Consider the following 26,945-nt stretch of genomic DNA (forward strand, 5'->3'; position numbering starts at 1 on the left):
GTCGCGGATCTGATCGCGACCGTCCAGAAGACGGGCTACACCGCAGAACCGGTCCGCCGCCCCACGCCGGGCGCGGGCCCCCCCCCCCCCCCCGCCCCCGCCCCCCGCGCCGCGCCCCCCCCCCCCCCCGCCCCCCCCCCCGCCACCCCCCCCCCCCCCGGCCCCCCCGGCGCCCCCCCCCCCGCGCGCCCGCCCCCCCCCCCCACCCCCCCCCCCCCCCCCCCCCCCCCCCCCCCCCCCCCCCCCCCCCCCCCCCCGCCCCCCCCCCCCCCCCCCCCCCCCCCCCCCCCCCCCGCGTCCGGTCAGTGGTTGCTGGGGAAGCCCAGGTCCACGCCGGCCGGGGCGTCGGCCGGGTCCGGCCAGCGGGTGGTGGTGACCTTGCCGCGGGTGTAGAAGTGCACGCCGTCGTTGCCGTAGATGTGGTGGTCGCCGAAGAGCGAGTCCTTCCAGCCGCCGAAGGAGTGGTAGCCCACCGGCACCGGGATCGGGACGTTGATGCCGACCATGCCGGCCTCGATCTCCAGCTGGAAGCGGCGCGCGGCGCCGCCGTCACGGGTGAAGATCGCGGTGCCGTTGCCGAACGGCGAGGCGTTCATCAGCGCGACGCCCTCCTCGTACGAGTCGACGCGCAGCACGCACAGGACCGGGCCGAAGATCTCGTCCTTGTAGGCGTCCGCGTCCGTGGAGACGTTGTCGAGGAGGGAGAGGCCGATCCAGTGGCCGTCCTCGAAGCCCTCGACCGTGTGCCCGGTGCCGTCGAGGACGACGTCGGCGCCCTGGGCGGCCGCGCCGGTGACGTAGGAGGCGACCTTGTCGCGGTGGGCGGCGGTGATCAGCGGGCCCATCTCGGACGCCGGGTCGTTGCCGGGGCCGATCTTGATCTTCTCGGCGCGGTCCTTGATCCGGGCGACGAGGTCGTCCGCGACCGCGCCGACGGCGACGACCGCGGAGATCGCCATGCAGCGCTCTCCGGCGGAGCCGTACGCGGCGGACACGGCGGCGTCGGCGGCGGCGTCGAGGTCCGCGTCGGGCAGCACCAGCATGTGGTTCTTCGCGCCGCCGAGCGCCTGGACCCGCTTGCCGTTGGCCGTGGCGGTGGCGTGGATGTAGCGGGCGATCGGGGTCGAGCCGACGAACGAGACGACGGAGACGTCCGGGTGGTTCAGCAGTCCGTCGACGGCGACCTTGTCACCGTGCAGGACGTTCAGCACACCGTCCGGCAGACCGGCCTCGGAGGCCAGCTCGGCGAGGAGGTTGGCGGCCGAGGGGTCCTTCTCGCTCGGCTTGAGGACGAAGGTGTTGCCGCAGGCGATGGCGATCGGGAACATCCACATCGGCACCATGGCCGGGAAGTTGAACGGCGTGATGCCGGCGACGACCCCGATCGACTGGCGGATCGAGGAGACGTCGACCCGGGTGGACACCTGGGTCGACAGCTCGCCCTTGAGCTGCGTGGTGATGCCGCAGGCCAGCTCGACGATCTCCAGGCCGCGGGCCACCTCGCCCAGCGCGTCCGAGTGCACCTTGCCGTGCTCGGCGGTGATCAGCGCGGCGATCTCGTCGCGGTGGGAGTCCAGCAGCGCGCGGTAGCGGAACAGGATCGCGGTGCGGGCGGACAGCGACGCCGTGCCCCACGTCGCGTACGCGTCCTTCGCGGCGGCCACCGCGGCGTCGACCTCGTCCGTGGAGGCGAGCGCGACCTGGGTGGTGACGGCTCCGGTGGCCGGGTCGGTGACCGGGCCGTAGTTGCCCGACGCGCCCTCGACGGTCTTGCCACCGATCCAGTGGTTGACGGTCTTCATGCTGTGACTCCTTCAGAGGTGGCTGCGTCGGTCGGTGACGTGACGTTCGTACTCTTCCCGGGCTCTTGCCGCCGACGGGCGAGTGGCCGTCCCGGCCACGGGAACATCCCACCACGCCTGTGCCGGAGGGGGCCCCGACACTGTGTCTGCCGTTTCGGTCTCGACGTAGACACAAGTGGGACGGTCCTCGGCACGCGCCACCGCGAGGGCTTCCCGCAGCTCACCGACGGTTCCGGCGCGCAGCACCCGCATCCCGAGCGAGGCCGCGTTCGCCGCGAGATCGACGGGGAGCGGCGGGCCGGTGAAGCCGCCGTCAGGGGCCCGCCGGCGGTAGGCCGTGCCGAAGCGTTCGCCGCCGACGGACTCGGAGAGCCCGCCGATCGACGCGTACCCGTGGTTCTGCAGGACGACGAGTTTGACGGGCAGCTCCTGCTGGACCGCGGTGACGATCTCGGTGGGGTTCATCAGGTACGTGCCGTCGCCGACGAGCGCCCAGACCGGGCTGCCGGGGGCGGCCAGCTGGACGCCGATCGCGGCGGGGATCTCGTAGCCCATGCAGGAGTAGCCGTACTCGACGTGGTACTGGTGCGGTGACCGGGTCCGCCAGAGTTTGTGCAGGTCGCCGGGGAGCGAACCAGCCGCGTTGATCAGGATGTCGTCGTCGGTGACGAGTTCGTCGAGGAGGCCGAGCACCTGGGCCTGGGTGGGGCGGGCGGCCGGGTCGGGGGTGGCGTAGGCGGCGTCGACGCGCTTCTCCCAGGCGGCCTTGGCCTCGGTGTACCCGCTCTCGTACGCGGCGTCGGTCCGGTGGCCGTCGCCAGCGGCCAGGGCCGCGGTGAGGGCTTCGAGTGCGGTGCGGGCGTCGGCCACGAGCGGGAGCGCGCCGAGCTTGTGGGCGTCGAATCCGGTGATGTTCAGGTTGAGGAAGCGGACGGCCGGCTCGGCGAAGAGGGTGGCGGACGCGGTGGTGAAGTCGGAGTAGCGGGTGCCGACCCCGATGACCAGGTCGGCGGTGCGCGCCAGGTCGTCGGCGGTGCCGGTGCCGGTGTGACCGATGCCGCCGACGTCGGCGGGGTGGTCGTGACGCAGGGCGCCCTTGCCCGCCTGGGTGGTGGCGACGGGGATGCCGGTCGCCTCGGCGAACGCGGCCAGGGCCTCCTCGGCGGCGCTGTGGTGCACCCCGCCGCCCGCCACGACGAGCGGCCGGCGGGCGGCCCGCACCGCGCGTACCGCCCGGTCGAGCTCCTGCGGGTCCGGGGCGGGTCTGCGTACGTGCCAGACGCGTTCCGCGAAGAACTCCTCCGGCCAGTCGTACGCCTCGGCCTGGACGTCCTGCGGCAGCGCGAGCGTGACGGCGCCGGTCTCCGCCGGGTCGGTGAGGACCCGCACGGCCCGCAGCGCGGCCGGGATCAGCGCCTCGGGGCGGTTGATCCGGTCGAAGTAGCGCGAGACGGGGCGCAGGCAGTCGTTGACCGAGATGTCGCCCTGCCCCGGGACCTCCAGCTGCTGGAGCACCGGCTCGGCGGGGCGGGTCGCGAAGGTGTCACCGGGCAGCAGCAGGACCGGGAGGTGGTTGATGGTGGCGAGCGCGGCGCCGGTGACGAGATTGGTGGCGCCCGGACCGATGGAGGTGGTGACGGCGTGCGCGGAGAGCCGGCCGGACCGGCGGGCGTATCCGACGGCCGCGTGCACCATGGCCTGCTCGTTGCGGCCCTGGAGGTAGGGCATGGCGGGCCCGGCCTCTAGGAGCGCCTGGCCGACGCCCGCGACGTTGCCGTGTCCGAAGATGCCCCAGGTGGCGCCGATCAGCCGGTGGTGGCCGCCGTCGCGTTCGGTGTACTGAACGGCGAGGAAGTCCACCAGTGCCTGGGCGGTGGTGAGGCGGCGGGTGGTGGTGCTGCTCACGCGTGGTCCTCCGGTCCGTAGAACGGGAGCCTGGGATCCATGGGCAGGGACGGCCAGGTGTCGCGGATCCAGCCGTGGTCGGGGTGGTCGCGGATCAGCCACTGCCGCTCCGCGCCCGGACCCGCCATCACGTTCAGGTAGTACAGGGTGCGGCCGGGCGCCGCGATGGACGGGCCGTGCCAGCCGTCCGGGATCAGGACCGCGTCGCCGCTGCGGACCTCGGCCAGTACGTCCGTACCGCCGGGGCGGGACGGGGACACCCGGTGGTAGCCCAGGCCGTCGTCCGCCACCTCGAAGTAGTAGATCTCCTCCAGGACGGACTCCTCACCGGGGTGGTCCTCGTCGTGCTTGTGCGGCGGGTAGGAGGACCAGTTGCCGCCGGGGGTGAGGACCTCGACGGCGATCAGCCGGTCGCAGTCGAAGGTGTCGGCGGCGGCGAAGTTGTTGACCTGGCGGGAGCAGTCGCCGGAGCCGCGCAGCTCGACGGGTACCTCCGGCGCGGGGCCGTAGCGAGCGGGGAGTCGTCGCTCGCACTTCGCTCCTGCCAGGGCGAAGCGGCCGCCTGCGCCGGAGGCGATCTGTGCATGGGCGTCACGCGGTACGTACGCGAAGTCGGATACCCCGCTGAACACGCTTCTCCGGCCCAGCAGTTCAAAGATCTCATCTGAGACGTGCACCGTACAGGCACCCGTCAACGGCAGCACGATCCACTCGCTCTCCCCGGTGACAAGTGTGTGAACACCTCCCGGTTCCAGCTCCACCACGCGCAGGCTCGACCGGTCCCAGCCGGCCTGCTCGGGACCGATGTCGAGGGCGTAGGGACCGCGCGCCGCGCTCCCCGCGGGCAGGTGGCGCCTCGGTTCTGTGTGCATCGTCATGTTCCTTCCCTACCCGCCGCGCCCTGTTCGAGCAGCGATACAGCCGTGTCGACCGCGCCGCCCACGTCGCCGTCGGACGGGTAGAGCAGCGACCGCCCCACCACCAGCCCCCGGACGGTCGGCAGCGCCAGCGCGGTGCGCCACCTCTCGTACGCGCCGTCCTGGTCCTCGCCCACCTCGCCGCCCAGCAGCACGGCGGGCAGCGTGGAGCTCTCCATGACCTGCGCCATGTCCTCGGGCCTCTCGGTGACGGGAACCTTGAGCCAGGTGTACGCGGAGGTGCCGGCCAGCCCCGAGGCGATGGCGATGGAGGTGCTCACCGCCGCCGCGCTCAGGTCGTTGCGGACCTTGCCGCCGGTGCGGCGGCAGAGGAACGGTTCGACGAAGACCGGCAGCCGGTACGCGGCCATGGCGTCGATCGCGCGGGCGGTGCTGTGCATCGTGTCGAGGGAGCCGGGGTCGTCGTAGTCGATCCGCAGCAGGAGCTTGCCCGCGTCGAAGCCGAGCCGGGCGAGGTCCTCGGGGCGGTGGCCGGTGAACCGGTCGTCCAGCTCGAAGGCGGCACCGGCCAGACCGCCCCGGTTCATCGAGCCGATGACGACCTTGTCCTCCAGGGCGCCCAGGAGCAGCAGGTCGTCGAGGATGTCGGCGGTGGCGAGGACTCCGTCGACGCCGGGTCTGGAGAGCGCCAGACAGAGCCGGTCCAGCAGTTCGAACCGGTTGGCCATGGCGAGTTCCCGCTCTCCGACGGCGAGCGAGCCGCGGGCCGGGTGATCGGCCGCGATGATCATCAGCCGCCCGCCGCTGCCGACGAGCGGCCGCCTGCGCCGCCGCGCGGCGGCCTCCGCGACGGCTTCCGGGTGGTGCATGCGCAGGTGGACGAGGTCGGAGACGGAAGCAGCCGGAGCCGTCATGACGCCGCTCCGGATTCGGTGGGGGCGGGGGTGGGGGCGGGGGTGAGGCCCGGGTCCGTCGCGGCCTTCGTGGCTGCTTGCGTCGCGGCTTCCGTGGCTGCTTGCGTCGCGGTCACGGAGCCTGCGGCGAGCGCTTCCTCGACCTCCTGCGGGAACGGCATCGCGGAGGAGCAGGCGAGCCTGGAGGCGACGATGGCGCCCGCGGCGTTGGCGTACCGCATGATGCGGGCGATGTCCCAGCCGGCGAGCAGGCCATGGCAGAGCGCGCCGCCGAACGCGTCACCGGCGCCCAGGCCGTTGACCACCTCCACCGGAAGCGGCGGGACGTCGGCCAAGGTGCCGTCGCGGTGGACCGCGAGGACGCCGCCGGGGCCCTGCTTCACGACGGCCAGTTCGACCCCGGCGGCGAGCAGGGCGCGCGCGGCGGCGTGCGGTTCGCGCTCGCCGGTCGCGATCTCGCACTCGTCGAGGTTGCCCACGGCGACGGTGGCGTGGGCGAGGGCCTCGCGGTAACGGGCGGAGGCGGCGGGGTGGGGTGAGGTGTGGGGTGGGCCGCCGGGTGCGGGGTCCGGCGATGTGTCTGACGCGGGGTCCGGCGGGGTGTCCCAGAACATGGGGCGCCAGTCGAGGTCGAAGACCGTGATACCCGAACGGTTCCTGGCCCGCAGCGCGGCGAGCGTCGCGGAACAGCTGGGTTCGGCGCAGAGTCCGGTGCCGGTCATCCAGAAGACCCGGGCGGACCGCACCGCCGCCAGATCCAGTTCCGACGGGTGGATCTCCAGGTCCGGGGCCTTGGGCATGCGGTAGAAGTAGAGCGGGAAGTCGTCGGGCGGGAAGATCTCGCAGAAGGTGACCGGCGTCGGGTACGCGTCGACCGGCGTCACCCACCGGTCGTCCACCCCGAACTCCCTGAGCTGCTGGTGGAGGTACTCCCCGAAGGCGTCCCGCCCCGTCCGGGTCACCACCGCACTGCGCCTGCCCAGGCGGGCCGCCGCGACGGCGACGTTGGTGGGCGAGCCGCCGAGGAACTTCCCGAACGCGTCCACCCTGGCCAGCGGCTGGCCCGTCTGCAGCGGGTAGAGATCCACTCCGATCCGGCCCATGGTGATCACGTCGTACGGCTCAGGCATCTGTGTCCCTTCGACGGCCGGTGCGGCAGCTGGCGGACGCAACTGTCGTCCCCGGTCTAACTCCTCCCTCGAATGCTGTCAATGATTGGTCCGGACATACGGACTAATGCTTGACACTCATCTCCCCGGACGGTGAGGCTGGAGCGCATGACCACATCCGCATCCCCTCCGGCCCGCATCCGTATCGGCTCCGCGCCCGACTCCTGGGGGGTGTGGTTCCCCGACGATCCGCAGCAGGTGCCCTGGCACCGCTTCCTCGACGAGGTCTCCACCGCCGGTTACGAGTGGATCGAGCTCGGCCCGTACGGCTACCTCCCGACCGATCCGGCCCGTCTCACCGACGAGACCCGCAGCCGCGGGCTCAGCGTTTCGGCGGGCACCGTTTTCACCGGATTGCACCACGGTCCGGGCGTCTGGGAACGGACCTGGGCGCATGTCGCCGACATCGCGGAACTCACCCGGGCGATGGGCGCCGACCATCTCGTGGTCATCCCGTCGTTCTGGCGCGACGACAAGACGGGCGAGGTGCTGGAGGACCGCACCCTGACTGCGGAGCAGTGGAGCGACCTCACCACCCAGACGGAGCGGCTGGGGCGCGAGGTGCGGGACCGCTTCGGTCTGCGCATCGTCGTCCACCCGCACGCCGACACCCACATCGACAGCGAGGAGAACGTCAGCCGGTTCCTCGACGCCACCGATCCCGCGCTGGTCTCGCTCTGCCTCGACACCGGGCACTACGCCTACTGCGGCGGCGACAGCGTCAAACTGATCGAGACCTACGGTGAACGGATCGGCTACCTCCACCTCAAGCAGGTCGACCCGGAGATCCTGGCCGAAGTGGTGGCGAACGAGGTGCCGTTCGGTCCCGCCGTGGCGCGCGGGGTGATGTGCGAACCGCCGGGCGGGGTGCCCGCCCTGGCGCCCGTGCTGGACGCCGCGCGGCGGCTGGACGTCGACCTGTTCGCGATCGTCGAGCAGGACATGTACCCGTGCCCGCCCGACGCGCCGTTCCCGATCGCCCGCCGCACCCGGGAGTTCCTGCGCTCCTGCGGCAGCCCGGAGCAGGCCGCCCGACACGCCGAGCGGCCCGGAACGTGACGTGACGGCGGTACGCGGTGTTGTCCTCGGTGAGAGAGCCGGGGCGCGGTCACCACCGCGTCCCGCAACCGCCCCCGCACCCCTTCAGGAGCAACTCACCGTGATCCGCGAAACGCCGCCGTTCCTCCGGACGGCCGGGGCCTCGGCCCTCGCCGCGCTCGCCCTGGCCACCGCGCTCGCCGCCGCCCCCGGCGCCTCGGCCGACGAGAGCAACGCCCCGCCGGCCGGCTCCAGCCCCGTCTGCGCCTTCTACGACGGCGCCGCGCCGACCGTCTTCGGCGAACAGGGCGATCGTGTCTCCCAGGTTCAGTGCATGCTCGCCAACCGGCGCTACCTGCCGTGGGAGGCGGTGAACGGCACGTTCGACACGCGGACCCTCACTGCCGTCCAGCGCTTCCAGGCCGATCACCCGCCCCTCGTACCGGACGGCCTCGTCGGCCCGCAGACCTGGTCGGCACTCTGGCGCGCGTGACGCGACGGCCGACGGCCGATAGCCGATAGCCTCCCCCGCGCCCTTCAGACCCTTCAGACCCTTCAGACCCTTCAGACCCTTCAGACCGTCAGGGTGATCAGGTGCGGTCCGGGGCGCCGAAGCGGGCCAGGCAGTGCCAGACCCTCTTCAGCGACTGTGCCTCGTAACCGCCGGTGCTGGCAGCCTCTCCGATGATCCGGGGATCGAGCAGCCCGCCCCGGGAGATCTCCGCGCCGAGGTCGACGAACTCCTGGCCCCGGTAGTCCGCGTGGCGGCGCAGCTCCGCCACGGTCAGTCGGAAGCCGTCGTGCCATTCCGCGCGGCAGGGCAGCCGTCGGGCTGCCTCCTCCACGGCGGTCCCCCGGAACTCGGGTCCAGGACCAGCGCCTCGAGATGGCGGTCGAGCAGGACCGGGCCGTGCACCTGCGCCTCGATGTAGTCGTCGAGCGCGTCCTGGCTGTCGGACTCCGCGAGTTCGATGAGGCCCATCCGGCCGGCGACGCCGAAGTCCGAGGGCTCGGCGGCGCTGTCCGGGTAGCAGAAGGTGGCCCGCTCCAGCGTCTGCGCCGTCAGCCTGAAGTGCGCCGAACCGAACCGGGGCGCCGCCCCGGTCGCCAGCCGCCGGAAGTTCAACGCCCCGTACACCGGACGCTGTTCGGCCGGCTCACTGTCGTAGGCGCCGCCGAAGATCCGGCTCTCCCAGCGCCACCGGTCACCGCCCGGATGCGCCGTCAGCCCGCCGTTGCTGGTGCCGGTGACGAACTGCGATCGGTAGACGCCGTCCTGCGCGAGCCCCGCCAGGATCGCCCGTCCGCCCGCCGTCCGGTCGGGGTGGAAGTTCAGCGTGAGCGGTACGGAGCGGTCCAGCGGCCGCCCGGCGGAGAGGGCGGCCACATGGCTCAGGGCGCGCGCCTGCGCCGGGCCCAGCGGCGAGCAGGAGAGGGAGGACGGGGAGGAGAGAGCGGAGAGAGAGGAGGCTGGGCAGGACGAGGATGAAGGTGTGGTGGACAGAGGGGGCGAGGGCGGGGAGTCAGCGGTCACCGCGGCAGTCTCGCGCGGGGCGGCCCACCCGTGCCTCCGGTTTACCGGGCATCCGGCTCCGCAGCCCGCCCGGCTTCCACACCCTTACGCGTCACGCGTCCTCCTGGGCGTCCTCCTTCGCGTCCATCGTGACGGCCTCCGCGTCCTTCGACAGGTTCACCGCCTGGAGCAGGCTCAGGCTCCGCTCGGCCGTACGCAGCGCCTTGACCGCGGCGACCGCACGGGGCGGCCCCTCGTACCCGGCCGATGCCATCCTGCGCAGGGCCCAACGGCCGCGCAGCTCCGCGTCCGGAACGGCACCGGCCTCGGCGGTGAGCGCCATGGCCCGTTCCAGACCCGGGCGTTCCTCGGCGGGTGCGGTGTCCAGGGCCCGCCGGAGCAGGGTGGTGATGTCATCCGCCTCGCGCAGTACGAGGACGGCCATGTTCTGCTTACCAAAACCAGTCATGGGACAAGCGTGCCCGGAGTCGGTCCCGGTATCACCACAGTTGAGGCACATCTGAGGTGCAGAGGCCGGGGGCGGACAGCCCCACAGGCTCGTAATCCCCTTTGCCCCAGTGCACTCCTTCCGTCACAGAGATCACTTCCTCGTCACACATATCTCCATTACGCGCGTTTTACGTCACAGGCACTCGACAGCCCCTCCCCGTCCCTCGACGTCCTCGTTCACCGGACACAGACCGAGTGATCGTCGGCGTCGGTGCGGCCGCAGCACCCCCGACGGCCTCCGGGCTGCCGCTGCGGTAAAGAGAGGTGTCACCAATGACGGACAGAAGGCTCTGGTCCTACAAGGACATTGCCGCTCACATCCGGGTGCAGCCGGACACCGTCCGCTCCTACCGGAAACACGGTCTCCTTCCGCCACCGGATCACGTGGAAGGCGGCAAGCCGTACTGGTACGCGGACACCATCCGTGCCTGGGTCACCACCCGCCCCGGCAACCGGGGCCGCCGGGACTGAGCGGGGGAACCGGGGCTGCCAGGCCCGGCCGAGCGCGACGGAGTCACCACCCCGTCCACCCCCTCCCCGTCAGCGGCTACGTCCCGCTGGTGACTCTGTCGCGCTCGGTGGCGGGCCGCGATATCTCCTGGGCCACCGGCCGCACGGACTCCCCTTCGCTCAGGCCGAATCGGCGGTGGAAGGCGCGCAGCGGTGCCGGGGCCCACCAGGAGACCCTGCCCATCAGCTTCATCACGGACGGGACCAGCAGGCTGCGCACGACCATGGCGTCCACCAGCACGGCCAGTGCGATGCCCAGGCCGAGCATCTTGGTGTTGGTCACCCGCGACGTGCCGATCGCGACCATCACCACCGCGAGGATCACAGCCGCCGCGGTGATCAGACCACCGGTGTGCCGCAGCCCGAACGCGACCGAGTGCTCGTGGTCGCCGGTCCTGTCGTACTCCTCCTTGATCCTGGAGAGCAGGAACACCCCGTAGTCCATGGAGAGGCCGAAGGCGACGCAGAACATCAGCACCGGCAGTGTCGTCTCTATGTCCCCGGTGCTGGTGAAGGCGAGCAGCCCGGACAGATGCCCGTCCTGGAACACCCAGACGACGGCTCCGAACATCGCCGTGAGGCTCAGTGCGTTGAGCACGACGGCCTGGAGGGGAATCAGCACGCTTCCGGTGAGCAGGAAGACCAGCAGCAGGGTCACCACGACGATGATGCCCACCGCCCAGGGCAGCCGGTCCGCGATGGCGGCCTTCGAATCGACCAGTGCGGCCGCGGTGCCGGTCACCGAGGTGTCGAAGGGAGCGGGCTCGGCCCGGAGGCCCTTCACCAGGGCCTGCGACTCCTCCCCCACGGACTCCTCCTTCGGCAGCACGCTGAAGTAGGCCGAGCTGCCCTCGACGACCGGGCCGTCGACCCGCAGGGCGCCCGGGAGTGCCGCGATCCGGCTGCGGTACTCGGCGTACTGGGCCGGTGTCGCGGCGCCTTCCGCGAGGACTTCGAGGCCGCCGCCAGGGCTGCCGGGGAACCCATCCCTGATGTGCTCCTGGACCACGCGCGACTCGGCGGAGGCCGGCAACTGGCGATCGTCCGCCGTGCCGAACCTCACCCCGAGGAAAGGGAGTCCGAGCAGCACGAGCCCCACGCTCGTGACGACCGCGAAGAGCGGCGCCCTGCGCAGCACCAGCGCGGCGAACCGCCCCCACCCCTTGCCGGACCCGGTCGCGGCCGACGGCACCGCACGCCCCCGGCTCAGCACTTTCCGCAGGTCCAGGGAGTTGACCCGGGGGCCGAGCAGCATCAGCGCGGCCGGCAGGAGGACCAGCGCGGCCGTGGCCGCCAGCACCACCACGGCGATGCCCGCGTAGGCGAACGAGCGGAGGAAGTACTGCGGGAAGACCAGCATCGCCGCGAGCGAGACCGCGACGGTGAGCGCGGAGAACAGAACGGTCCGCCCCGCCGTGCGCAAGGTCGTCCCCACCGCCTCGCGCGTCTGCGCACCGGCCGCCAGCTCCTCGCGGAACCGGCGCACGATGAACAGGGCGTAGTCGATGGCGAGCCCGAGGCCGAGCGCGGTGGTGAGGTTCTGGGCGAAGACCGAGACATCGGTGAATTCGGTGATGCCGCGCAGCACGGCATTGGTGCCCAGGATGGCGACGATGCCGACCCCCAGCGGCAGCAGGGCGGCGATCGCGCTGCCGAAGACCATGACGAGCAGCACGAGCGTGACCGGCAGGGCGATCATCTCGGCCCGCAGCAGGTCGTCCTGGATGATCGTCTGCATCTCGTGGCGCACGGCGACCGGCCCCCCGACCGAGACGTCCACCGGCCCGTGCGCACCTCGGTAGCTCGGGGCCAGCCGGTCCAGGACCTCGCCCACCGCCTTCTCGTCGCCCTCGATCCGGGCCGCGATCAGCGCCTCCCGCCCGTCCTCGGCACGCAGGGCGGGCGCCTTGCTCTGCCAGTACGAGCCGACGCCCGTGACGTCCTTCTCGCCGGCCAGCCGCTCGGTGAGGCGCGCCGCCTCGGCGGCCACCGCGGGATCGTCCACGGACACGCCGCCACTGTCGACGAGCAGCAGCAGATTCGGCTGGGACGCCGGGAACGCGCGCTCCAGCGCCTTGGTCGTATAGGTCGATTCGGCGCTCGGGGGCTCCCAGCCACCACTGCCCATCCGGTCCCCGACCCCGCTGCCGGCGAAGACCGCGAGCGCCGTGATCACGAGGGCCGCCAGCAGCGCGAGCCTCGGCCGCGCGGTGACGAAACGGGTCCAGCCCCCGATGCGCTCCGAGCCGTTGACTTGAGGCATGGTGCGGTGTCCTCTTTTCCCCCGGATCCAGGCACCCGGGCGGCAGCGCGAAGCGGCTGCGCAGGGCAGCATGGATCAGTCGTTGCCACATACACTGGCAAACACGAGTCATCGCTCGCGTTTCACAAGAATGCGAGCGACCACTCGCGTTTGTCAACCGCACACGAAAGCTGGGGATACACCGTGTCGGAGTCCGGACCCGCCGCCGCCCGCCCACGCCGCCGCCAGGCCCGCGGCGAGGCCCGCATCGCCCAGCTCCTCAAGGCCGCCTCCAGCGTCTTCTGCGCGAGCGGCTACACCGCGGCGAGCACCAACGCCATCGCCCGCGAGGCCGGAGTCTCGCCGGGCACGCTCTACCAGTTCTTCCCCAACAAGGAAGCCATCGCGGTCGAGCTGGGCGACCAGCTCCTGAACCGCTGGCAGGAGACGTACGGAGCCGCGTTCCTCCCGAACCACTTCGAACTCCCGCTGGACCAGCTGCTCGACGCCACCCTCGATCCGCTCATCGAGTTCAACTGCCAGAACCCGGCCTTCACGGTCCTGATGCACGGCTCCGAGATCCCCGGCACGATCACGCAGGACCACGACGCCATCCACACGGCGATGCTCACCCGGGTCGAGACGATCCTCGCCGGCTACCTCCCGAGCACCCCCGCCGCCGACCTCACCCGCGTCGCCGCGATGATCTTCGCCCTGTTCAAGGCGGGACTGGATGTGATCATGGCGCACGAGGGCGCGGAGCGGGAGGCGTACACCAAGGAGCTCAAGACGGCCCTCTTCCGCTATCTCGAACCGATGCTCTGCGAGACCGAGCCCCTCGCCACCCCCTCCACTCCCTCCACTTCCTCGAATGGCCGCTAGCCGCTCGCGCCGCTCGCATTCATACCCCCTAGGGGTATAGTGTGGTGAGTGTGGAGGCGCACCGGCCTTCCCGGACCCCTCCCGGGCGCCCGCCTCCGCACCCACATGTGCCCGTCGAAGAGGAGAAAACGATGACCGCCGAGACCCAGCTCCCCCAGGCGAACGACCAGGCGACCGGCTCCTGCTGCTCGCCCAGCGGCTCCTGCCACGACGGTGCGAGTGCCGAGGCGAAGCAGGGCGGCGTGACCACGGTCTACCAGGTGACCGGCATGACCTGCGGACACTGCGAGGGCGCCGTTTCCGAGGAGATCTCCGGCATCGAGGGCGTCACCTCGGTGAAGGCGGTCGCGTCCACCGGCCAGGTGACGGTGACCTCTCAGGCGGCGCTGGAAGAGGAGGCCGTCCGCGCCGCCGTCGACGAGGCCGGATACGAGCTCGCCGGCCAGGCCTGAACGCACCGGAACCCTCAGGATCCACACCACCCCCCTCCCACCCGCATCACCCCTTCGCCGCCGGGCCGGACCGACCAGCAGATACTGGTGGGGTACGGCCCGGTCGGCGTTTCAGGAGTTCGGACATGCACAGCGCGACAGAGACCGAAGCCCCGGCAGCGGAGAGCTCGGAGGCCGAGTTCACGATCGGCGGGATGACCTGCGCCTCCTGCGCGGCCCGCGTCGAGAAGAAGCTGAACCGGATGGACGGGGTCACCGCCACCGTCAACTACGCCACCGAGAAGGCCCGGGTCCTCTTCGGCCCCGAGACCGGTGTCGCGGATCTGATCGCGACCGTCCAGAAGACGGGCTACACCGCAGAACCGGTCCGCCGCCCCACGCCGGCCGAGGCCGCACCCACGGCCTCGGCCGCTGAAGCCGGTGAGGCACCCACGCCGCCCGCAGCCGCCCCCGACGACTCCACCGGCCCCGACGGCCCCGACGGCTCCACCGACACGGAGACGGACACCGCCCTCGCCTCGCTGCGTCAGCGGCTCATCGTGTCGGCCGTCCTCGCCGCCCCCGTCGTTCTGCTGGCGATGGTCCCGGCACTCCAGTTCGACAACTGGCAGTGGCTCTCGCTCACCCTGGCCGCCCCCGTCGTCGTCTGGGGCGGGCTGCCCTTCCACCGGGCGACCTGGACCAATCTCCGGCACGGCGCGGCCACCATGGACACCCTCGTCTCGGTCGGCACCCTCGCCGCCTTCGGCTGGTCGCTCTGGGCCCTGTTCCTCGGTGACGCCGGAATGCCCGGCATGCGGCACGGCTTCGACCTCACGGTCTCGCGTACGGCGGGCTCCTCCACGATCTATCTGGAGGTGGCCGCCGGGGTCGTCACGTTCATCCTGCTGGGCCGCTACCTGGAGGCGAAGTCCAAGCGGAAGGCAGGTTCCGCGCTGCGCGCCCTGATGCATCTGGGCGCCAAGGACGTCGCGGTGCTGCGCGACGGCGCCGAGGTACGCGTCGCGGTCGGCCGGCTCGCCGTCGGGGACCGCTTCGTGGTCCGGCCCGGCGAGAAGATCGCCACCGACGGCACCGTCGTCGAGGGCAACTCGGCGGTGGACGCCTCCATGCTCACCGGCGAGTCCGTCCCCGTCGACGTGGCGGCCGGGGATGCCGTCACCGGCGCCACCGTGAACGTCTCCGGCCGGCTCGTCGTCGAGGCGACCCGGATCGGCTCCGACACCCAGCTGGCCCGGATGGCGAAGCTGGTCGAGGACGCGCAGAACGGCAAGGCCGAGGTGCAGCGGCTCGCGGACCGGATCTCGGCGGTGTTCGTCCCCGTGGTGATCCTGCTCGCCCTGGCCACCCTGGTCGCCTGGCTGCTGGCCACGGACGACGTGACGGCCGCGTTCACCGCCGCCGTCGCCGTACTGATCATCGCCTGCCCCTGCGCCCTCGGCCTCGCCACCCCCACCGCCCTCATGGTCGGGACCGGACGCGGCGCGCAGCTCGGCATCCTGATCAAGGGCCCCGAAGTCCTGGAGACCACCCGCCGCATCGACACGATCGTCCTCGACAAGACCGGCACCGTCACCACCGGCAAGATGACCCTCCAAGCCGTCCACACCATCCCCGGCACCACCGAACCCGACGTCCTGCGCCTCGCCGGCGCCCTGGAACACGCCTCCGAACACCCCATCGCCCAGGCCGTCGCCACCGGAGCCACCGAACGCACCACCACCCCCCTCCCCACCCCCGAGGACTTCACCAACGTCCCCGGCCTCGGCGTCCAAGGCGTCGTCGACGGTTACAAGGTGCTCGTCGGCCGCCCCCGGTTGCTGACCGAAGCCGGAATCGGCATTCCGGATGTGCTCACCGCGGCCCTGTCCGAATCTGCCGCCCAGGGACGTACGGCGATCGCGGTCGCCTGGGACGGCGAGGCGCGGGGCGTCCTCGAAGTCGCCGACGCGGTCAAGGACTCCAGCGCGGCGGCCGTCGCGGACCTCCGCGCACTGGGCCTGACGCCGATCCTGCTGACCGGTGACAACCGGGCGGTGGCGGAGTCCGTGGCCCGCGCGGTCGGCATCGACGAGGTCAGGGCCGAGGTGCTCCCCGAGGAAAAGGCGCACGTCATCGCGGGTTTGCAGGCCGAAGGGCGTGCGGTCGCGATGGTCGGGGACGGGGTCAACGACGCCGCCGCACTGGCCACCGCCGATCTCGGTCTGGCCATGGGCACCGGCACCGACGCGGCGATCGAGGCGAGCGATCTGACGCTGGTTCGTGGAGATCTCAAGGTGGCCGCCGATGCCATCCGGCTGTCCAGGCGTACCTTGGGCACGATCAAGGGCAACCTTTTCTGGGCATTCGGTTACAACGTTGCTGCTCTACCCCTTGCGGCATTTGGCCTGCTCAACCCTATGATTGCGGGAGCGGCGATGGCGTTCTCATCGGTCTTCGTCGTAACGAACAGCCTGCGCTTGAGGTCCTTCACGTAACGCACACAAAGAGATCTAGATCACACCGGTTCAGGGGTAACCATTCGGTGGGTTCGCGAGTCTAAGAGTGCGATGCCAAAGGATGTCTTGGGGGACGTCCGACGGAGGGTCTTGGGGGACGCTCCGGGCAAGCGTTGGCCGGGGCACGTGCACCGGGGAGCTTTGAGCGGCCCTCCCGTCGGTACGTACCCCGGCAGACCGCCGGCAGGCAGGTTGTACGAGGAGACAGGCGCAGGACAGGCAGTACACGCAGTACCCGAGGAACCCAGGAGCTTCGGCTCCCACTGAACGCCCGGCCGGATCCCGTGGGGGGAATCCGCTCCGGGATATGGGAAGCGCCTCGTTGTCGGCCCGTGGGGGGATCGATGGCGGGGCGCTTCTCGCATGTCCGGGCACGCCCCGCACGGAACACGGCACGCCCCGCACGGAACATGGCACGCCACGTGCGGAACGCGTCCGGGCAAGCAAATCGCCCCGGACACCGCGCTCTGTGCGAAAGCGCGGCAGTCGGGGCGAAGGCAACCGGCCGGGAGGGCCGGGGGTGGGGCAGGGGTCAGGCGGGGTGGTACGGGGTTCAGCGACCCTCGACCGGGACGAAGTCGCGCAGGACCTCGCCGGTGTAGATCTGGCGCGGGCGGCCGATGCGGGAACCCGGCTCCTTGATCATCTCGTGCCACTGGGCGATCCAGCCCGGAAGCCGGCCGATCGCGAAGAGCACGGTGAACATCTCGCTCGGGAAGCCCATGGCCCGGTAGATCAGACCGGTGTAGAAGTCCACGTTGGGGTAGAGGTTGCGCGAGACGAAGTACTCGTCGGAGAGCGCGTGCTCCTCCAGCTTGAGCGCGATGTCGAGCAGCTCGTCGGACTTGCCGAGCGAGGACAGCACATCGTGGGCCGCAGCCTTGATGATCTTGGCGCGCGGGTCGAAGGACTTGTACACCCGGTGGCCGAAGCCCATCAGGCGGACGCCGTCCTCCTTGTTCTTCACCTTGCTGATGAAGGAGTCGACGTCGCCACCGTTGGCCTGGATGCCCTCGAGCATCTCCAGCACCGACTGGTTGGCGCCACCGTGCAGGGGGCCCCACAGCGCCGAGATACCGGCGGAGATCGAGGCGAACATGTTCGCCTGCGAGGAGCCGACCAGACGCACGGTGGAGGTCGAACAGTTCTGCTCGTGGTCCGCGTGCAGGATGAGCAGCTTCTCCAGCGCCGAGACGACGACCGGGTCCGGCACGTACTCCTGGGCGGGGACCGAGAAGGTCATGCGCAGGAAGTTCTCGACGTAACCGAGGTCGTTGCGCGGGTAGACGAACGGGTGACCGATCGACTTCTTGTACGCGTACGCCGCGATGGTCGGCAGCTTGGCCAGCAGCCGGATCGTCGAGAGGTGACGCTGCTCCTCGTCGAACGGGTTGTGGCTGTCCTGGTAGAACGTGGACAGCGCGCTGACGACCGAGGACAGCATGGCCATCGGGTGGGCGTCACGCGGGAAGCCGTCAAAGAACCGCTTGACGTCCTCGTGCAGCAGCGTGTGCTGCGTGATCTCGTTCTTGAAGGTCGAAAGCTCGTCGACCTTCGGAAGCTCACCGTTGATGAGCGTGTACGCGACCTCGAGGAACGTCGATTGCTCGGCGAGCTGCTCGATCGGGTAGCCGCGGTACCGCAGGATGCCCTGCTCGCCATCGAGGTAGGTGATGGCGGATTTATACGCAGCGGTGTTGCCGTATCCGCTGTCCAGCGTCACCAGGCCGGTGTTCGCCCGGAGCTTCCCGATGTCGAAGCCCTTGTCGCCGACGGTGCTGTCGATCACCGGGTAGGTGTACTCGTCATCGCCGTACCGCAGTACTACAGAGTTGTCGCTCACGTCATCCCTCACCGACGTAGTGCCTCTTCTTCGAGGTTCCCTGACTGTCTCCACCCTCCCCCATTTGGCTCAGGAGAGTGCACTCGGGGTCGTCCATTGGACCTACTCGCGGCACTGAGTGCCGCGAACTTATTCATCCTGCCCCCTTGACTGCGGTTCCGGAAGACCTCCGTGATGTTTCCCACCGATTTGATCGATCATTTTTTCGGCAGATCCTCCTTCCACACCTCCCCGCAGCCGGTAATCCAGCGCCGTGCAACGTCTGCCTGCGGAAACCGTGCGGACCGCCTGCCCGATCGCCTGCCGCGAGCCGACCAGCACGACAAGCTTCTTCGCCCTCGTCACAGCCGTGTAGAGCAGGTTCCGCTGGAGCATCATCCAAGCGCTCCGGGTCACCGGAATGACGACGGCCGGGTACTCACTGCCCTGGGAGCGGTGGATCGTCATGGCGTAGGCGTGGGACAGCTCGTCCAGCTCGTCGAAGTCGTAGCCGATCTCCTCGTCCTCGTCCGTGAGGACCGTCAGCTTCTGCTCGTCCAGGTCGAGGGCGGTGACCACGCCGACGGTGCCGTTGAAGACGCCGTTCTCACCCTTGTCGTAGTTGTTACGGATCTGGGTGACCTTGTCCCCGACGCGGAAGACCCGGCCGCCGAACCGCTTCTCGGGCAGGTCGGGACGGGCGGGGGTGATGGCCTGCTGGAGCAGCCCGTTGAGATGACCGGCACCGGCCGGGCCCCGGTGCATCGGAGCGAGTACCTGCACGTCACGGCGGGGGTTCAGGCCGAACTTGGCGGGGATGCGGCGGGCCGCGACATCGACGGCGAGCACCCCTGCGTCCTCCGTCTCGTCCTCCACGAAGAGGAAGAAGTCGCTCAGCCCCTGGGTGATCGGCGGGACACCGGAGTTGATCCGGTGGGCGTTGGTGACGACGCCGGACTTCTGAGCCTGGCGGAAGATGGTGGTCAGCCGGACCGCCGGGACGGGTCCGCCGTCGGCCAGCAGATCGCGCAGCACCTCCCCCGCGCCGACCGACGGCAGCTGGTCGACGTCCCCGACGAGCAGCAGGTGGGCACCGGGTGCCACCGCCTTCACGAGCTTGTTGGCGAGCAGCAGATCGAGCATCGACGCCTCGTCCACGACCACCAGATCGGCGTCCAGCGGGCGGTCCCGGTCGTACGCGGCGTCGCCGCCCGGCTTCAGTTCGAGCAGCCGGTGCACGGTGGAGGCCTCGGCCCCCGTCAGCTCCGAGAGCCGCTTGGCCGCCCGCCCGGTGGGCGCGGCCAGCACCACCTTGGCCTTCTTGGCGCGCGCCAGCTCCACGATGGACCGCACGGTGAACGACTTCCCGCAGCCGGGCCCGCCCGTCAGCACGGCGACCTTCCGGCTGAGCGCGAGCCGCACGGCGGCCTCCTGCTCGGGCGCCAGGGTCGCACCGGTACGGCCCGCGAGCCACTTCAGGGCCTTGTCCCAGTCCACGCCCCCGAAGGCCGGCATCCGCTCCTCCGGCGTCCGCAGCAGCCGCCGCACCTGGGCGGCGAGCGCGATCTCGGCCCGGTGGAAGGGCACCAGGTACACGGCGGTGACCGGCTCACCGCCCTCGGGCGAGGGCACCTTCTCCCGTACGACGCCCTCCGGGTCCTCGGCCAGTTCGGCGAGACACTCGATCACCAGCCCGGTGTCCACCTGGAGCAGCTTCACCGCGTCCGCGATCAGCCGCTCCTCGGGCAGGTAGCAGTGGCCCTGGTCGGTGGACTGCGACAGCGCGTACTGGAGCCCGGCCTTGACCCGCTCCGGGCTGTCGTGCGGGATGCCGACCGCCTGGGCGATCTTGTCGGCGGTGAGGAAGCCGATGCCCCAGACGTCGGCGGCCAGCCGGTAGGGCTCGTTCTTCACGACGGAGATGGAGGCGTCGTCGTACTTCTTGTAGATACGGACGGCGATCGACGTCGAGACCCCGACGCCTTGGAGGAAGACCATGACCTCCTTGATCGCCTTCTGCTCCTCCCAGGCCGCGGCGATCATCTTCGTCCGCTTCGGCCCGAGCCCCGGCACCTCCACGAGCCGCTTCGGCTGCTGCTCGATGATGTCGAGGGTGTCGACGCCGAAGTGGGTGGTGATCCGGTCGGCCATGACGGGGCCGATGCCCTTGATCAGACCGGAGCCGAGGTAGCGGCGGATGCCCTGGATCGTGGCCGGGAGGATCGTCGTGTAGTTCTCGACGGTGAACTGCTTGCCATATTGCGAGTGCGAGCCCCAACGCCCCTCCATCCGCAGCGACTCGCCCGGCTGCGCACCGAGCAGCGAGCCGACCACGGTGAGCAGATCGTTGGCGCCGCGCCCGGTGTCGACGCGGGCGACCGTGTACCCGTTCTCCTCGTTGGCGTAGGTGATCCGCTCAAGGACCCCTTCGAGGACGGCCATGTGGGGCGTGGAGGACATGGTGGACATGCCCGTGACGGTATCGGGTGCCACGGACAGCGCAGAAGGCGTGACGAAGAGACCCGGACCTCCAACTCGTACCATGACTGGTACCAGAATAGTCGCGGAGAAGAGGGCAGCCATGTCGATAACGGCCAGCGAGGCTCGGAAGCATCTCTTCCCTCTGATCGAGAAGGTCAACGAGGACCACGCCCCCGTGCACATCACCTCCCGCAAGGGAAACGCGGTCCTGATGTCCGAGGAGGACTTCGCCTCCTGGCAGGAAACGATCTATCTGACGCGTTCGCCCGCCAATGCGCGCCGCCTCCTGGATTCCATCGCCGAGGCCGAGGCAGGCACGACGGAGTACCGCGAACTGGTCGACCTCCCGGACGCCGACCGCGAGGACGGGGCGTGAAACTCGCGTTCACCTCGCGCGGCTGGGACGACTACACCTTCTGGTCGGAGAGCGCCCGGACAATGACGCGGCGTATCAACAAGCTGATCAACGACACCCTGCGCGAACCCTTCGTCGGCATCGGAAAGCCTGAGCCGCTGCGCGGCGATCTCAGCGGCTACTGGTCACGGCGCATCGATGACGAGCACCGGCTGGTGTACAGAGCCACCGAGTCCGAACTCGTCATCGTGCAAGCCCGATACCACTACAACTGACCTCGGCCGCACGGCCCCCGGAGCGGCGGCGCCCCGCGCGGCTTCTGCCGAATGGCTGACGCGTGCTACGAAGACTCCCGGCTCGCAGCCCTCTACGACCTACTCGCCCCGGACCGCAGTGACCTCGACGCCTACCTCAGGATCGCCGAGGATTTCGGGCGCGCGGCGTGCTGGACATCGGTTGTGGGACAGGGACGTTCGCGTTGCTGCCGGCCGAGCGGGGGACCGAGGTCGTCGGGGTCGATCCCGCCCGTGCCTCCGTCGACGTGGCTCGGGCCAAACCAGGGGCCGACCGGGTCCGGTGGGTCGACGAGGGACACCGCCGCGGTGCTGCCGCTCCAGGTCCATCACGTGACCATGACGGCGAACATCGGCCCGGCGATAGCCGATCCGCAGGCCGGGAGCATGCGGATGCCGAGCAGTCTACGCGGCATCCGTATGCTCCCGGCCATGAGATTCTTCCGGCCGCGCGGCCGAAGCGACACCGAACGAATAACGGGGACGCCTGTCGACGAGGCCAAAGCCCTCTACGAAGCGCGGCGCTACGCCGAGGCGGAGGCCGCGTCCCGCGCAGTGGCCCGGTCGCGGCCGCACAACGACGAGTACGCGGCGGTGGCGCTGAACATCGCCGCGCTCGCGACGGGCGCCCAGGGCCGCCACGCCGAGTCACTCGCCACCTACGACGAAGCGCTGGCGGCCTTCAGCCGGACATTCGGAGCCGATCACTGGCTGACCCTGAAGCTGCGCTCGGACCGCGCCCAGCAAAGAATCTCGCTCGGACAGCACGCCGAGTGCGAGGCGGAATGCAGGGCCGTCATCGAGACCGCCGGCCGCGGTACCGGGCCGGAATGGTCACAACTGGCAGCGGCCGCCCGCAATGGGCTGGCCTTCGCCCTCAACGCACAGGGACGTCACCAGGAGGCCGAGGCACTCGCCCGCGAGTCCCTGGCCGCCTATCCCGAACGAGACCGGGGTGCTCTCGTCCTGCGACTCGGCCTGGCTCGCAGCCTCAACGGTCAGTCCCGCTACGAAGAGGCCCTCACCGAGGCACGCCGTGCCGACAAGCTGTACCGCTCACTGCCCGAGCACCAGCGCCACCCGGATGTGGGCGCCGTTGAACTGGTTTTCGCCACTGCCCTGTTGGGACTGTGTCGCGCTCCCGACGCCCGCCGTCAGGCCACAGCCGCTCACGATGCCTGCCTGGCCTCGTTCGGCCCTGACCACCGCCGCACCGTCGAAGCCCGAACGTTGCTCGAACATACAGACGGCACTCGTCCATAAGCGCGCGCTGTTGATTGCCAACTCGACCACGCCGGAACGGGAGCGGCGCCCCAACCCGGCGGTCAGCCCGCCACTGCCGTGAGGGAGCGGTGGTGCTTCGGGGTCTCGATCTCGTCGATCAGGGCGACCGCGAGGTCCGCGTAGGAGAAGGACGGGGCACCGTCGGCCATCACCTGCTCGCCGCCCATCCGGTACCGGCCGGTCCGGGCCGCTTCGTTGTCCAGGACCACGGGCGGCGGGGCGATCACCAGCCAGTCGATCCCGGTACCGGCGGCGCGGAGCACGTCGAGTTCGGCGGCGTGCCCGAGGGAGAACTTCCGGGCCGCCTCGGGAAATCCGGGCGCGTCATGGACCATCACACCCGGCGCCGTCTCCAGCGTGCTGCCGATCCCTACCAGCACCAGGCGGCCGACCCCGGCCCGGTCAAGGCCGTCCAGCAGGGCGTGCGCAGCGCCCACGTAGAACTCCGACGAGTCCATGTCCATCCGGCCCGCCGCGCTGATCGCCGCATCGTGCCCGGCGGCGACCGCCGCGACGCTCTCCGCGTCGGTGACGTCCCCCGAGACCACGCTCACGCCCGCCCCCGCCAGATCCTGGTACGACGCCGAGTTCCGCACCACCGCCGTGACCTGATGCCCACGGGACACGGCCTCGGCCACCGCACGGCGGCCGGCGCGCCCACCCGCTCCGAAGATGACGATGCTGATGCTGCTGCCGCTCATGAGCGTCCCCTCCACAGGGCCGGCGGACGGCCGGCCGATGCAGCGGACGCTAGCCCCGCACCCCATGGTTTCCGCAACGATAGTTACGTACGCTGGCCAGGGTGAGCCAACCACTTGATCCCGAAATGTTCACCGGGTGCTCCCACACGGCTTCGCCGTTCCGGATCGGCGGCAAATGGACCGCGCAGATCATCAGATGCCTGGAGCCGGGCCCGCGCCGTTTCTCCGAGCTGGAGATCCCGCTGCGCTCCATCACCCCCAAGGTCCTCACCGAGACCCTGCGCGCGATGGAGCGGGACGCGCTGATCACCCGCACCGTCCACACGGGCGCCCCCGCCCCGGCCCCGGTCACCTACGAACTGACCCCGCTCGGCCGCACTCTGCTCGCCCCCATGGCCGCCTGCTGCGCCTGGGCGGCGGAGCATCTGCCGACGCTCCTTGATGCCCGGGACGCCCACGGCTCCGCCGGCTCACCAGTCGTCGATGCCAGGGTCGGCCACCGCCACGCCCAGCCGTGAGCCCCGGCTCTCCGCGACTCGCTTGACCGTCCGCAGCGACTCGGTCAACCGGCCGGCGAGGAAGTGGAGTTCCGTCCCGGTGACCTTCCGGTCCGCCAGAAGTTCGGTGGCGTGCCCGATCAGATCACCCGCCATGCCGAGCTGAATGTTCTCGATGCCGTCCGCCATCCGCGACACGTACCCGTCGCCGTCCCCGATGACGTAACACGGCTTGCCGTCCTGCCCCGTCCAGGGCAGCTGCCTGATCCCGGCGGCCTCGCGCCCGTTGTGCTCCATGTCGGCCTTCTTCTCCCGATTCCGATCCCGATGACGCGTTCACTGCGTTCTGTAGCGAACCCATCACAGAGTGGGGTCGTGAGTGGCTACGCTGCCAGGGGTTGCGGGATGACAGTGCGCAGGTCAGGTCAGGGAGTCGAGGCCGCATGGAGATCAACCGAAAGCCACGTACGCCACGGGAAAAGTACGGGGAGGAACTGAGGTTACGACGGATCGCCGCCGGGCTGACGCAGGAGGCCCTGAGTGAACAGGTGGTCTGTTCCCCCACGTTGATCAGCCACTATGAGGCGGGGCGGCGGTTACCGAAGCCGGACGATGCCCGGCGCATCGACATCGCACTGAACACTGACGGCTTCTTCGTCAGGTGGCTGGAGGACCTGGAGTCCAAGTACGCCGACTACTTCGCCGCTGCGGCCGAGCTGGAACAGGAGGCTTCGGAGATCAGGCAGTACGGCGCCCAGCTCGTCCCCGGACTTCTCCAGACCCCTGAGTACGCCCGTGCCGTGTTCCGGTCTGCTCGCACGAACTTCACCCAGGAAGACCTGGACAGAGCGGTGACGAATCGCATGGAGCGCGGACGCCTGCTCCAGGAGCCCACCGGTCCCATCGCGTGGACGCTGCTCGACGAAGCGGTACTCAGACGCCGCATCGGCGGGCCGCAGGTGATGGCGGAACAACTGCGCAAGATCGCGGACATGGCCGAAAGCGGGCGCCTCCGTCTCCACGTACTGACCTTCGAGACCGGCGCACACGCCTTACTGGAAGGCATGCTCTACCTGTTGAACTTCAAGGACGCGGCACCGGTCGCCTACGTGGAAGGCCTCTACACCGGCAACCTGCTCGATGATCCGGCCCTGGTTGCCGCCTGTGGCACGGACTACGCTCTCGCCCTGGGCGACGCAATCTCGCATCTGGATTCAGTGGCTCTGGTCAGAGCCATCTCGGAGGAACACGAACATGCACAACGCTGAGCACAGCTTCACCGGCTGGTACAAGTCCAGCTACAGCGGCGCCAATCAGGGCGAGTGCCTTGAAGTCGCGGGCGGTTACGCCTCCGTCCCCGTACGCGACAGCAAGGCGGGTCCGGCCGGGCCCGCCGTCGTCTTCTCCGCAGACGGCTGGGCCTCCTTCATCGTGGCGGTCAAGGAAGACCGGTTCACGGACTGAACCCTGGCCCTGGCCCACGTAGGAATCCGGGGGCCTGGCGCCACCCCAGGACGGTGTCCAGCCCTCCTCCGCCGGGGCGTTCGCCGCCGCAGACTCATGACCGGGATCCACGACAACACCGGTCAGGAGTCAGGCACATGACGCGACACACACGACGCGACGTCCTGCGCGGGGCCGCGGCGCTGGCCGCTGCGGGCGGGCTCGTCGCCGCCGGCCCCGGTCCGCAGCGGGAGGCCGCCGCCGCGGAGTCCCAAGGGGCTTCGGGTACGCGGCACTTCCCGTTCCTGGAGGGGGCGTTCGAGCCGGTCACCGAGGAGCTGACCGCGTTCGACCTGCCGGTCACCGGGCGCATCCCGCGCGAGCTGAACGGGCGCTACCTGCGCAACGGGCCCAACGTGCTCGGCCTGGAGGACCCGCGTGCCCATCACTGGATGCTCGGCGCCGGCATGGTGCACGGGGTACGGCTGCGCGACGGGCGCGCCGAGTGGTACCGCAACCGGTGGGTGCGCTCCTCGCAGGTCGCGCGGCAGCTCGGGGAGCCGTACCCGGGGCCAGTGCCGCCGGACGACTTCCCCTGCAACACCCATGTCATCCCCTACCGGGGGCGGATTCTCGCGCTCCAGGAGGGCGGGCCGAGGCCGTACGTGCTGGACGGCGAGCTGAACACCGTGGGCACCCATGACTTCCGGGGGACGCTGGAGGGGGCGTTCACCGCCCACACCAAGTTCGACGCGCACGCCGGTGAACTGCACGCGATCACGTACTACCCCACCTGGGACCACGTACGGCATCTGGTCGTGGATCCGTCCGGGCGGGTCTCGCGCACCACGCGGATTCCGGTGGCGGACGCGCCGATGATCCACGACTTCGCGCTGACCGAGAACTACGTGGTGGTCTTCGACATGCCGGTCACCTTCGACCCGGCGGGGGCGGAACGCGGCGACCTGGTGCCGTACGTCTGGAACCGGAGTCACCCGGCGCGGGTCGGGGTCCTGCCGCGTGCGGGCGGGGCGGTCCGGTGGTTCGACGTCGAACCGGTCTACTACTCGCACACCCTGAACGCGTACGAGGAGGGGGCGGACCTCGTCATCGACCTGACCACCCTCCCGGCGCCCTTCCTCGTCGCCGGTAACGGCTCGGGCGGGCCGTACGCGACAGGCACCGGGCGGCTCGAACGGTGGACGATCGGCCTCGGCCACGGCCGGGTCCGGACGCGGACCATCGACGACCGGCCGCAGGAGTTCCCGCGCGTCAACGAGGCGCTGGTCTCGCGCCGGCACCGCTACGGCTACTCGGCGGCGGCCGGAGAGATGACGCTGGCCTATCTCACGGCCGACGGCGGCGATCCGCCCGACCGGGCGTTCGGCAACGCGCTCTACAAGCACGACCTGTTGCGCGGCACCGCGCAGGTCCACCGGCTGCCCCGGGACGCGGCGGCCGGCGAGGCGGTGTTCGTGCCGTCCGACCCGTGCGCCCGGAAGGCGGCGGAGGACGACGGATACGCGATCGCGTACGTGCACAATCCGGACCGTGGGGCGTCGGACCTGCTGATCCTCGCCGCCCAGGACTTCACCGGCGAGCCGGTCGCCCGGATCGAGCTGCCGGGACGGGTGCCGCTCGGCTTTCACGGGAGCTGGATTCCGGACGCCTGACCCGGCAGGACTCGCAGGGGCAGGGGCCCATACGAAACGGGGCCCGGTCTCTCGACCGGACCCCACTCGTTTTCCCCCTCGCC

The 26,945-nt window shown here is 70.5% G+C and carries 24 protein-coding genes and 2 pseudogenes; 14 read left to right on the forward strand and 12 right to left on the reverse strand.

Annotated features, from left to right (window positions below):
• Positions 1 to 302: 302 nt before the first annotated feature.
• Genes mmsA through iolC form a run of 5 tightly spaced genes read right to left on the reverse strand, consistent with a single transcriptional unit; the run spans position 303 to position 6,629 of the window.
• Positions 303 to 1,802 carry a CoA-acylating methylmalonate-semialdehyde dehydrogenase gene (mmsA, locus tag ACGFU6_RS33125; RefSeq protein ID WP_393616277.1) on the reverse strand — a complete coding sequence of 500 codons (1,500 nt, stop codon included), beginning with the start codon at positions 1,800 to 1,802 and terminating at the stop codon, positions 303 to 305.
• Positions 1,803 to 1,814: 12 nt separating this feature from the next.
• A complete protein-coding gene (gene iolD / locus ACGFU6_RS33130; protein ID WP_393616278.1) occupies positions 1,815 to 3,707 on the reverse strand; it encodes a 3D-(3,5/4)-trihydroxycyclohexane-1,2-dione acylhydrolase (decyclizing) in 1,893 nt (630 codons plus the stop codon).
• The gene (gene iolB / locus ACGFU6_RS33135) at positions 3,704 to 4,585 is read right to left on the reverse strand and encodes a 5-deoxy-glucuronate isomerase (RefSeq protein ID WP_393616279.1); all 882 of its coding nucleotides are present in this window, start codon (positions 4,583 to 4,585) and stop codon (positions 3,704 to 3,706) included. The genes iolD and iolB overlap by 4 nt, the downstream gene beginning before the upstream one ends.
• Positions 4,582 to 5,499 (reverse strand): deoxyribose-phosphate aldolase, encoded by a 918-nt coding sequence (locus ACGFU6_RS33140; RefSeq protein WP_393616280.1) that lies wholly within the window; start codon positions 5,497 to 5,499, stop codon positions 4,582 to 4,584. Before ACGFU6_RS33140 ends, iolB begins: the two co-directional genes overlap by 4 nt.
• The gene (gene iolC, locus ACGFU6_RS33145; RefSeq protein ID WP_393616281.1) at positions 5,496 to 6,629 is read right to left on the reverse strand and encodes a 5-dehydro-2-deoxygluconokinase; all 1,134 of its coding nucleotides are present in this window, start codon (positions 6,627 to 6,629) and stop codon (positions 5,496 to 5,498) included. The genes ACGFU6_RS33140 and iolC overlap by 4 nt, the downstream gene beginning before the upstream one ends.
• A 147-nt stretch (positions 6,630 to 6,776) precedes the next feature.
• Between iolC and ACGFU6_RS33150 the strand changes: the two genes are divergently transcribed.
• Positions 6,777 to 7,727 (forward strand): sugar phosphate isomerase/epimerase family protein, encoded by a 951-nt coding sequence (locus ACGFU6_RS33150; protein WP_393616282.1) that lies wholly within the window; start codon positions 6,777 to 6,779, stop codon positions 7,725 to 7,727.
• 100 nt (positions 7,728 to 7,827) lie between these two features.
• Positions 7,828 to 8,199, forward strand: coding sequence for a peptidoglycan-binding protein (locus ACGFU6_RS33155; RefSeq protein WP_393616283.1), 372 nt, complete (start codon positions 7,828 to 7,830; stop codon positions 8,197 to 8,199).
• A gap of 97 nt (positions 8,200 to 8,296) precedes the next feature.
• Here ACGFU6_RS33155 and ACGFU6_RS33160 read toward each other — a convergent pair.
• A pseudogene (locus ACGFU6_RS33160) lies at positions 8,297 to 9,093 on the reverse strand (DUF3626 domain-containing protein).
• Between the two features lie 238 nt (positions 9,094 to 9,331).
• Positions 9,332 to 9,688: a hypothetical protein gene (locus ACGFU6_RS33165; RefSeq protein WP_393616284.1), complete on the reverse strand. Its 357-nt coding sequence runs from the start codon at positions 9,686 to 9,688 to the stop codon at positions 9,332 to 9,334.
• Between the two features lie 314 nt (positions 9,689 to 10,002).
• On the opposite strand from ACGFU6_RS33165, the gene ACGFU6_RS33170 reads away from it, so the two are divergent.
• A complete protein-coding gene (locus ACGFU6_RS33170; RefSeq protein ID WP_393616285.1) occupies positions 10,003 to 10,200 on the forward strand; it encodes a helix-turn-helix transcriptional regulator in 198 nt (65 codons plus the stop codon).
• A 76-nt stretch (positions 10,201 to 10,276) separates the two neighbouring features.
• Here the strand turns inward: ACGFU6_RS33170 and ACGFU6_RS33175 are convergent, their stop codons facing one another.
• The gene (locus ACGFU6_RS33175) at positions 10,277 to 12,502 is read right to left on the reverse strand and encodes an MMPL family transporter (RefSeq protein ID WP_393616286.1); all 2,226 of its coding nucleotides are present in this window, start codon (positions 12,500 to 12,502) and stop codon (positions 10,277 to 10,279) included.
• A 150-nt stretch (positions 12,503 to 12,652) separates the two neighbouring features.
• Here ACGFU6_RS33175 and ACGFU6_RS33180 point away from each other — a divergent pair, with 150 nt between their 5' ends.
• The 3 genes from ACGFU6_RS33180 to ACGFU6_RS33190 all read left to right on the forward strand — a co-directional run bounded on the left by ACGFU6_RS33180 (position 12,653) and on the right by ACGFU6_RS33190 (position 16,292).
• A complete protein-coding gene (locus tag ACGFU6_RS33180; RefSeq protein ID WP_393616287.1) occupies positions 12,653 to 13,363 on the forward strand; it encodes a TetR/AcrR family transcriptional regulator in 711 nt (236 codons plus the stop codon).
• 131 nt (positions 13,364 to 13,494) lie between these two features.
• Positions 13,495 to 13,815: a heavy-metal-associated domain-containing protein gene (locus tag ACGFU6_RS33185; protein WP_393616288.1), complete on the forward strand. Its 321-nt coding sequence runs from the start codon at positions 13,495 to 13,497 to the stop codon at positions 13,813 to 13,815.
• Between the two features lie 125 nt (positions 13,816 to 13,940).
• Positions 13,941 to 16,292 carry a heavy metal translocating P-type ATPase gene (locus ACGFU6_RS33190; RefSeq protein ID WP_393616289.1) on the forward strand — a complete coding sequence of 784 codons (2,352 nt, stop codon included), beginning with the start codon at positions 13,941 to 13,943 and terminating at the stop codon, positions 16,290 to 16,292.
• Positions 16,293 to 16,866: 574 nt separating this feature from the next.
• Here ACGFU6_RS33190 and ACGFU6_RS33195 read toward each other — a convergent pair.
• Positions 16,867 to 18,156: a citrate synthase gene (locus tag ACGFU6_RS33195; RefSeq protein ID WP_123525920.1), complete on the reverse strand. Its 1,290-nt coding sequence runs from the start codon at positions 18,154 to 18,156 to the stop codon at positions 16,867 to 16,869.
• Between the two features lie 129 nt (positions 18,157 to 18,285).
• Complete coding sequence (locus ACGFU6_RS33200; RefSeq protein ID WP_393616349.1) at positions 18,286 to 20,595, reverse strand: ATP-dependent RecD-like DNA helicase; 2,310 nt, start codon at positions 20,593 to 20,595, stop codon at positions 18,286 to 18,288.
• A 121-nt stretch (positions 20,596 to 20,716) separates the two neighbouring features.
• Here ACGFU6_RS33200 and ACGFU6_RS33205 point away from each other — a divergent pair, with 121 nt between their 5' ends.
• The 4 genes and pseudogenes from ACGFU6_RS33205 (at position 20,717) to ACGFU6_RS33220 (ending at position 22,527) form a co-directional block, all read left to right on the forward strand.
• The gene (locus ACGFU6_RS33205) at positions 20,717 to 20,992 is read left to right on the forward strand and encodes a type II toxin-antitoxin system Phd/YefM family antitoxin (protein WP_393616290.1); all 276 of its coding nucleotides are present in this window, start codon (positions 20,717 to 20,719) and stop codon (positions 20,990 to 20,992) included.
• Positions 20,989 to 21,246, forward strand: coding sequence for a Txe/YoeB family addiction module toxin (locus tag ACGFU6_RS33210; protein ID WP_393616291.1), 258 nt, complete (start codon positions 20,989 to 20,991; stop codon positions 21,244 to 21,246). Before ACGFU6_RS33205 ends, ACGFU6_RS33210 begins: the two co-directional genes overlap by 4 nt.
• Positions 21,247 to 21,413: 167 nt before the next feature.
• Positions 21,414 to 21,494: pseudogene (locus ACGFU6_RS33215) on the forward strand (methyltransferase domain-containing protein); the annotation flags it as partial.
• A gap of 109 nt (positions 21,495 to 21,603) precedes the next feature.
• The gene (locus tag ACGFU6_RS33220; RefSeq protein ID WP_393616292.1) at positions 21,604 to 22,527 is read left to right on the forward strand and encodes a tetratricopeptide repeat protein; all 924 of its coding nucleotides are present in this window, start codon (positions 21,604 to 21,606) and stop codon (positions 22,525 to 22,527) included.
• Positions 22,528 to 22,589: 62 nt separating this feature from the next.
• Here ACGFU6_RS33220 and ACGFU6_RS33225 read toward each other — a convergent pair whose 3' ends face one another.
• A complete protein-coding gene (locus ACGFU6_RS33225) occupies positions 22,590 to 23,249 on the reverse strand; it encodes an NAD(P)-dependent oxidoreductase (protein WP_393616293.1) in 660 nt (219 codons plus the stop codon).
• Between the two features lie 101 nt (positions 23,250 to 23,350).
• Between ACGFU6_RS33225 and ACGFU6_RS33230 the strand changes: the two genes are divergently transcribed.
• A complete protein-coding gene (locus ACGFU6_RS33230) occupies positions 23,351 to 23,767 on the forward strand; it encodes a winged helix-turn-helix transcriptional regulator (RefSeq protein ID WP_393616294.1) in 417 nt (138 codons plus the stop codon).
• Here ACGFU6_RS33230 and ACGFU6_RS33235 read toward each other — a convergent pair.
• Positions 23,720 to 24,043 (reverse strand): hypothetical protein, encoded by a 324-nt coding sequence (locus ACGFU6_RS33235; protein WP_393616295.1) that lies wholly within the window; start codon positions 24,041 to 24,043, stop codon positions 23,720 to 23,722. The genes ACGFU6_RS33230 and ACGFU6_RS33235 overlap by 48 nt on opposite strands.
• 146 nt (positions 24,044 to 24,189) lie before the next feature.
• Here ACGFU6_RS33235 and ACGFU6_RS33240 point away from each other — a divergent pair, with 146 nt between their 5' ends.
• The 3 genes from ACGFU6_RS33240 (at position 24,190) to ACGFU6_RS33250 (ending at position 26,862) form a co-directional block, all read left to right on the forward strand.
• Positions 24,190 to 25,014: a Scr1 family TA system antitoxin-like transcriptional regulator gene (locus ACGFU6_RS33240; RefSeq protein ID WP_393616296.1), complete on the forward strand. Its 825-nt coding sequence runs from the start codon at positions 24,190 to 24,192 to the stop codon at positions 25,012 to 25,014.
• Positions 25,001 to 25,210 carry a DUF397 domain-containing protein gene (locus tag ACGFU6_RS33245; protein WP_393616297.1) on the forward strand — a complete coding sequence of 70 codons (210 nt, stop codon included), beginning with the start codon at positions 25,001 to 25,003 and terminating at the stop codon, positions 25,208 to 25,210. The genes ACGFU6_RS33240 and ACGFU6_RS33245 overlap by 14 nt, the downstream gene beginning before the upstream one ends.
• Before the next feature lie 137 nt (positions 25,211 to 25,347).
• A complete protein-coding gene (locus ACGFU6_RS33250; RefSeq protein WP_393616298.1) occupies positions 25,348 to 26,862 on the forward strand; it encodes a carotenoid oxygenase family protein in 1,515 nt (504 codons plus the stop codon).
• Positions 26,863 to 26,945 lie beyond the last annotated feature (83 nt).

Origin of the sequence: Streptomyces sp. NPDC048462, from assembly GCF_043200175.1 — a bacterium.
GTDB lineage: Bacteria > Actinomycetota > Actinomycetes > Streptomycetales > Streptomycetaceae > Streptomyces.

Bases quoted from the DNA above. Each gene is read 5' to 3' on its own strand.
- ACGFU6_RS33185 (WP_393616288.1), top strand. From the start codon at position 13,495: ATGACCGCCGAGACCCAGCTCCCCCAGGCGAACGACCAGGCGACCGGC.
- ACGFU6_RS33225 (WP_393616293.1), bottom strand. From the start codon at position 23,249: ATGAGCGGCAGCAGCATCAGCATCGTCATCTTCGGAGCGGGTGGGCGC.
- ACGFU6_RS33235 (WP_393616295.1), bottom strand. From the start codon at position 24,043: ATGGAGCACAACGGGCGCGAGGCCGCCGGGATCAGGCAGCTGCCCTGG.
- iolC (WP_393616281.1), bottom strand. From the start codon at position 6,629: ATGCCTGAGCCGTACGACGTGATCACCATGGGCCGGATCGGAGTGGAT.
- ACGFU6_RS33140 (WP_393616280.1), bottom strand. From the start codon at position 5,499: ATGACGGCTCCGGCTGCTTCCGTCTCCGACCTCGTCCACCTGCGCATG.
- ACGFU6_RS33205 (WP_393616290.1), top strand. From the start codon at position 20,717: ATGTCGATAACGGCCAGCGAGGCTCGGAAGCATCTCTTCCCTCTGATC.
- iolB (WP_393616279.1), bottom strand. From the start codon at position 4,585: ATGACGATGCACACAGAACCGAGGCGCCACCTGCCCGCGGGGAGCGCG.
- ACGFU6_RS33170 (WP_393616285.1), top strand. From the start codon at position 10,003: ATGACGGACAGAAGGCTCTGGTCCTACAAGGACATTGCCGCTCACATC.
- ACGFU6_RS33165 (WP_393616284.1), bottom strand. From the start codon at position 9,688: ATGACTGGTTTTGGTAAGCAGAACATGGCCGTCCTCGTACTGCGCGAG.
- ACGFU6_RS33150 (WP_393616282.1), top strand. From the start codon at position 6,777: ATGACCACATCCGCATCCCCTCCGGCCCGCATCCGTATCGGCTCCGCG.
- ACGFU6_RS33200 (WP_393616349.1), bottom strand. From the start codon at position 20,595: ATGTCCTCCACGCCCCACATGGCCGTCCTCGAAGGGGTCCTTGAGCGG.
- mmsA (WP_393616277.1), bottom strand. From the start codon at position 1,802: ATGAAGACCGTCAACCACTGGATCGGTGGCAAGACCGTCGAGGGCGCG.
- ACGFU6_RS33250 (WP_393616298.1), top strand. From the start codon at position 25,348: ATGACGCGACACACACGACGCGACGTCCTGCGCGGGGCCGCGGCGCTG.
- ACGFU6_RS33220 (WP_393616292.1), top strand. From the start codon at position 21,604: ATGACGGCGAACATCGGCCCGGCGATAGCCGATCCGCAGGCCGGGAGC.
- ACGFU6_RS33245 (WP_393616297.1), top strand. From the start codon at position 25,001: ATGCACAACGCTGAGCACAGCTTCACCGGCTGGTACAAGTCCAGCTAC.
- ACGFU6_RS33240 (WP_393616296.1), top strand. From the start codon at position 24,190: ATGGAGATCAACCGAAAGCCACGTACGCCACGGGAAAAGTACGGGGAG.
- ACGFU6_RS33175 (WP_393616286.1), bottom strand. From the start codon at position 12,502: ATGCCTCAAGTCAACGGCTCGGAGCGCATCGGGGGCTGGACCCGTTTC.
- ACGFU6_RS33190 (WP_393616289.1), top strand. From the start codon at position 13,941: ATGCACAGCGCGACAGAGACCGAAGCCCCGGCAGCGGAGAGCTCGGAG.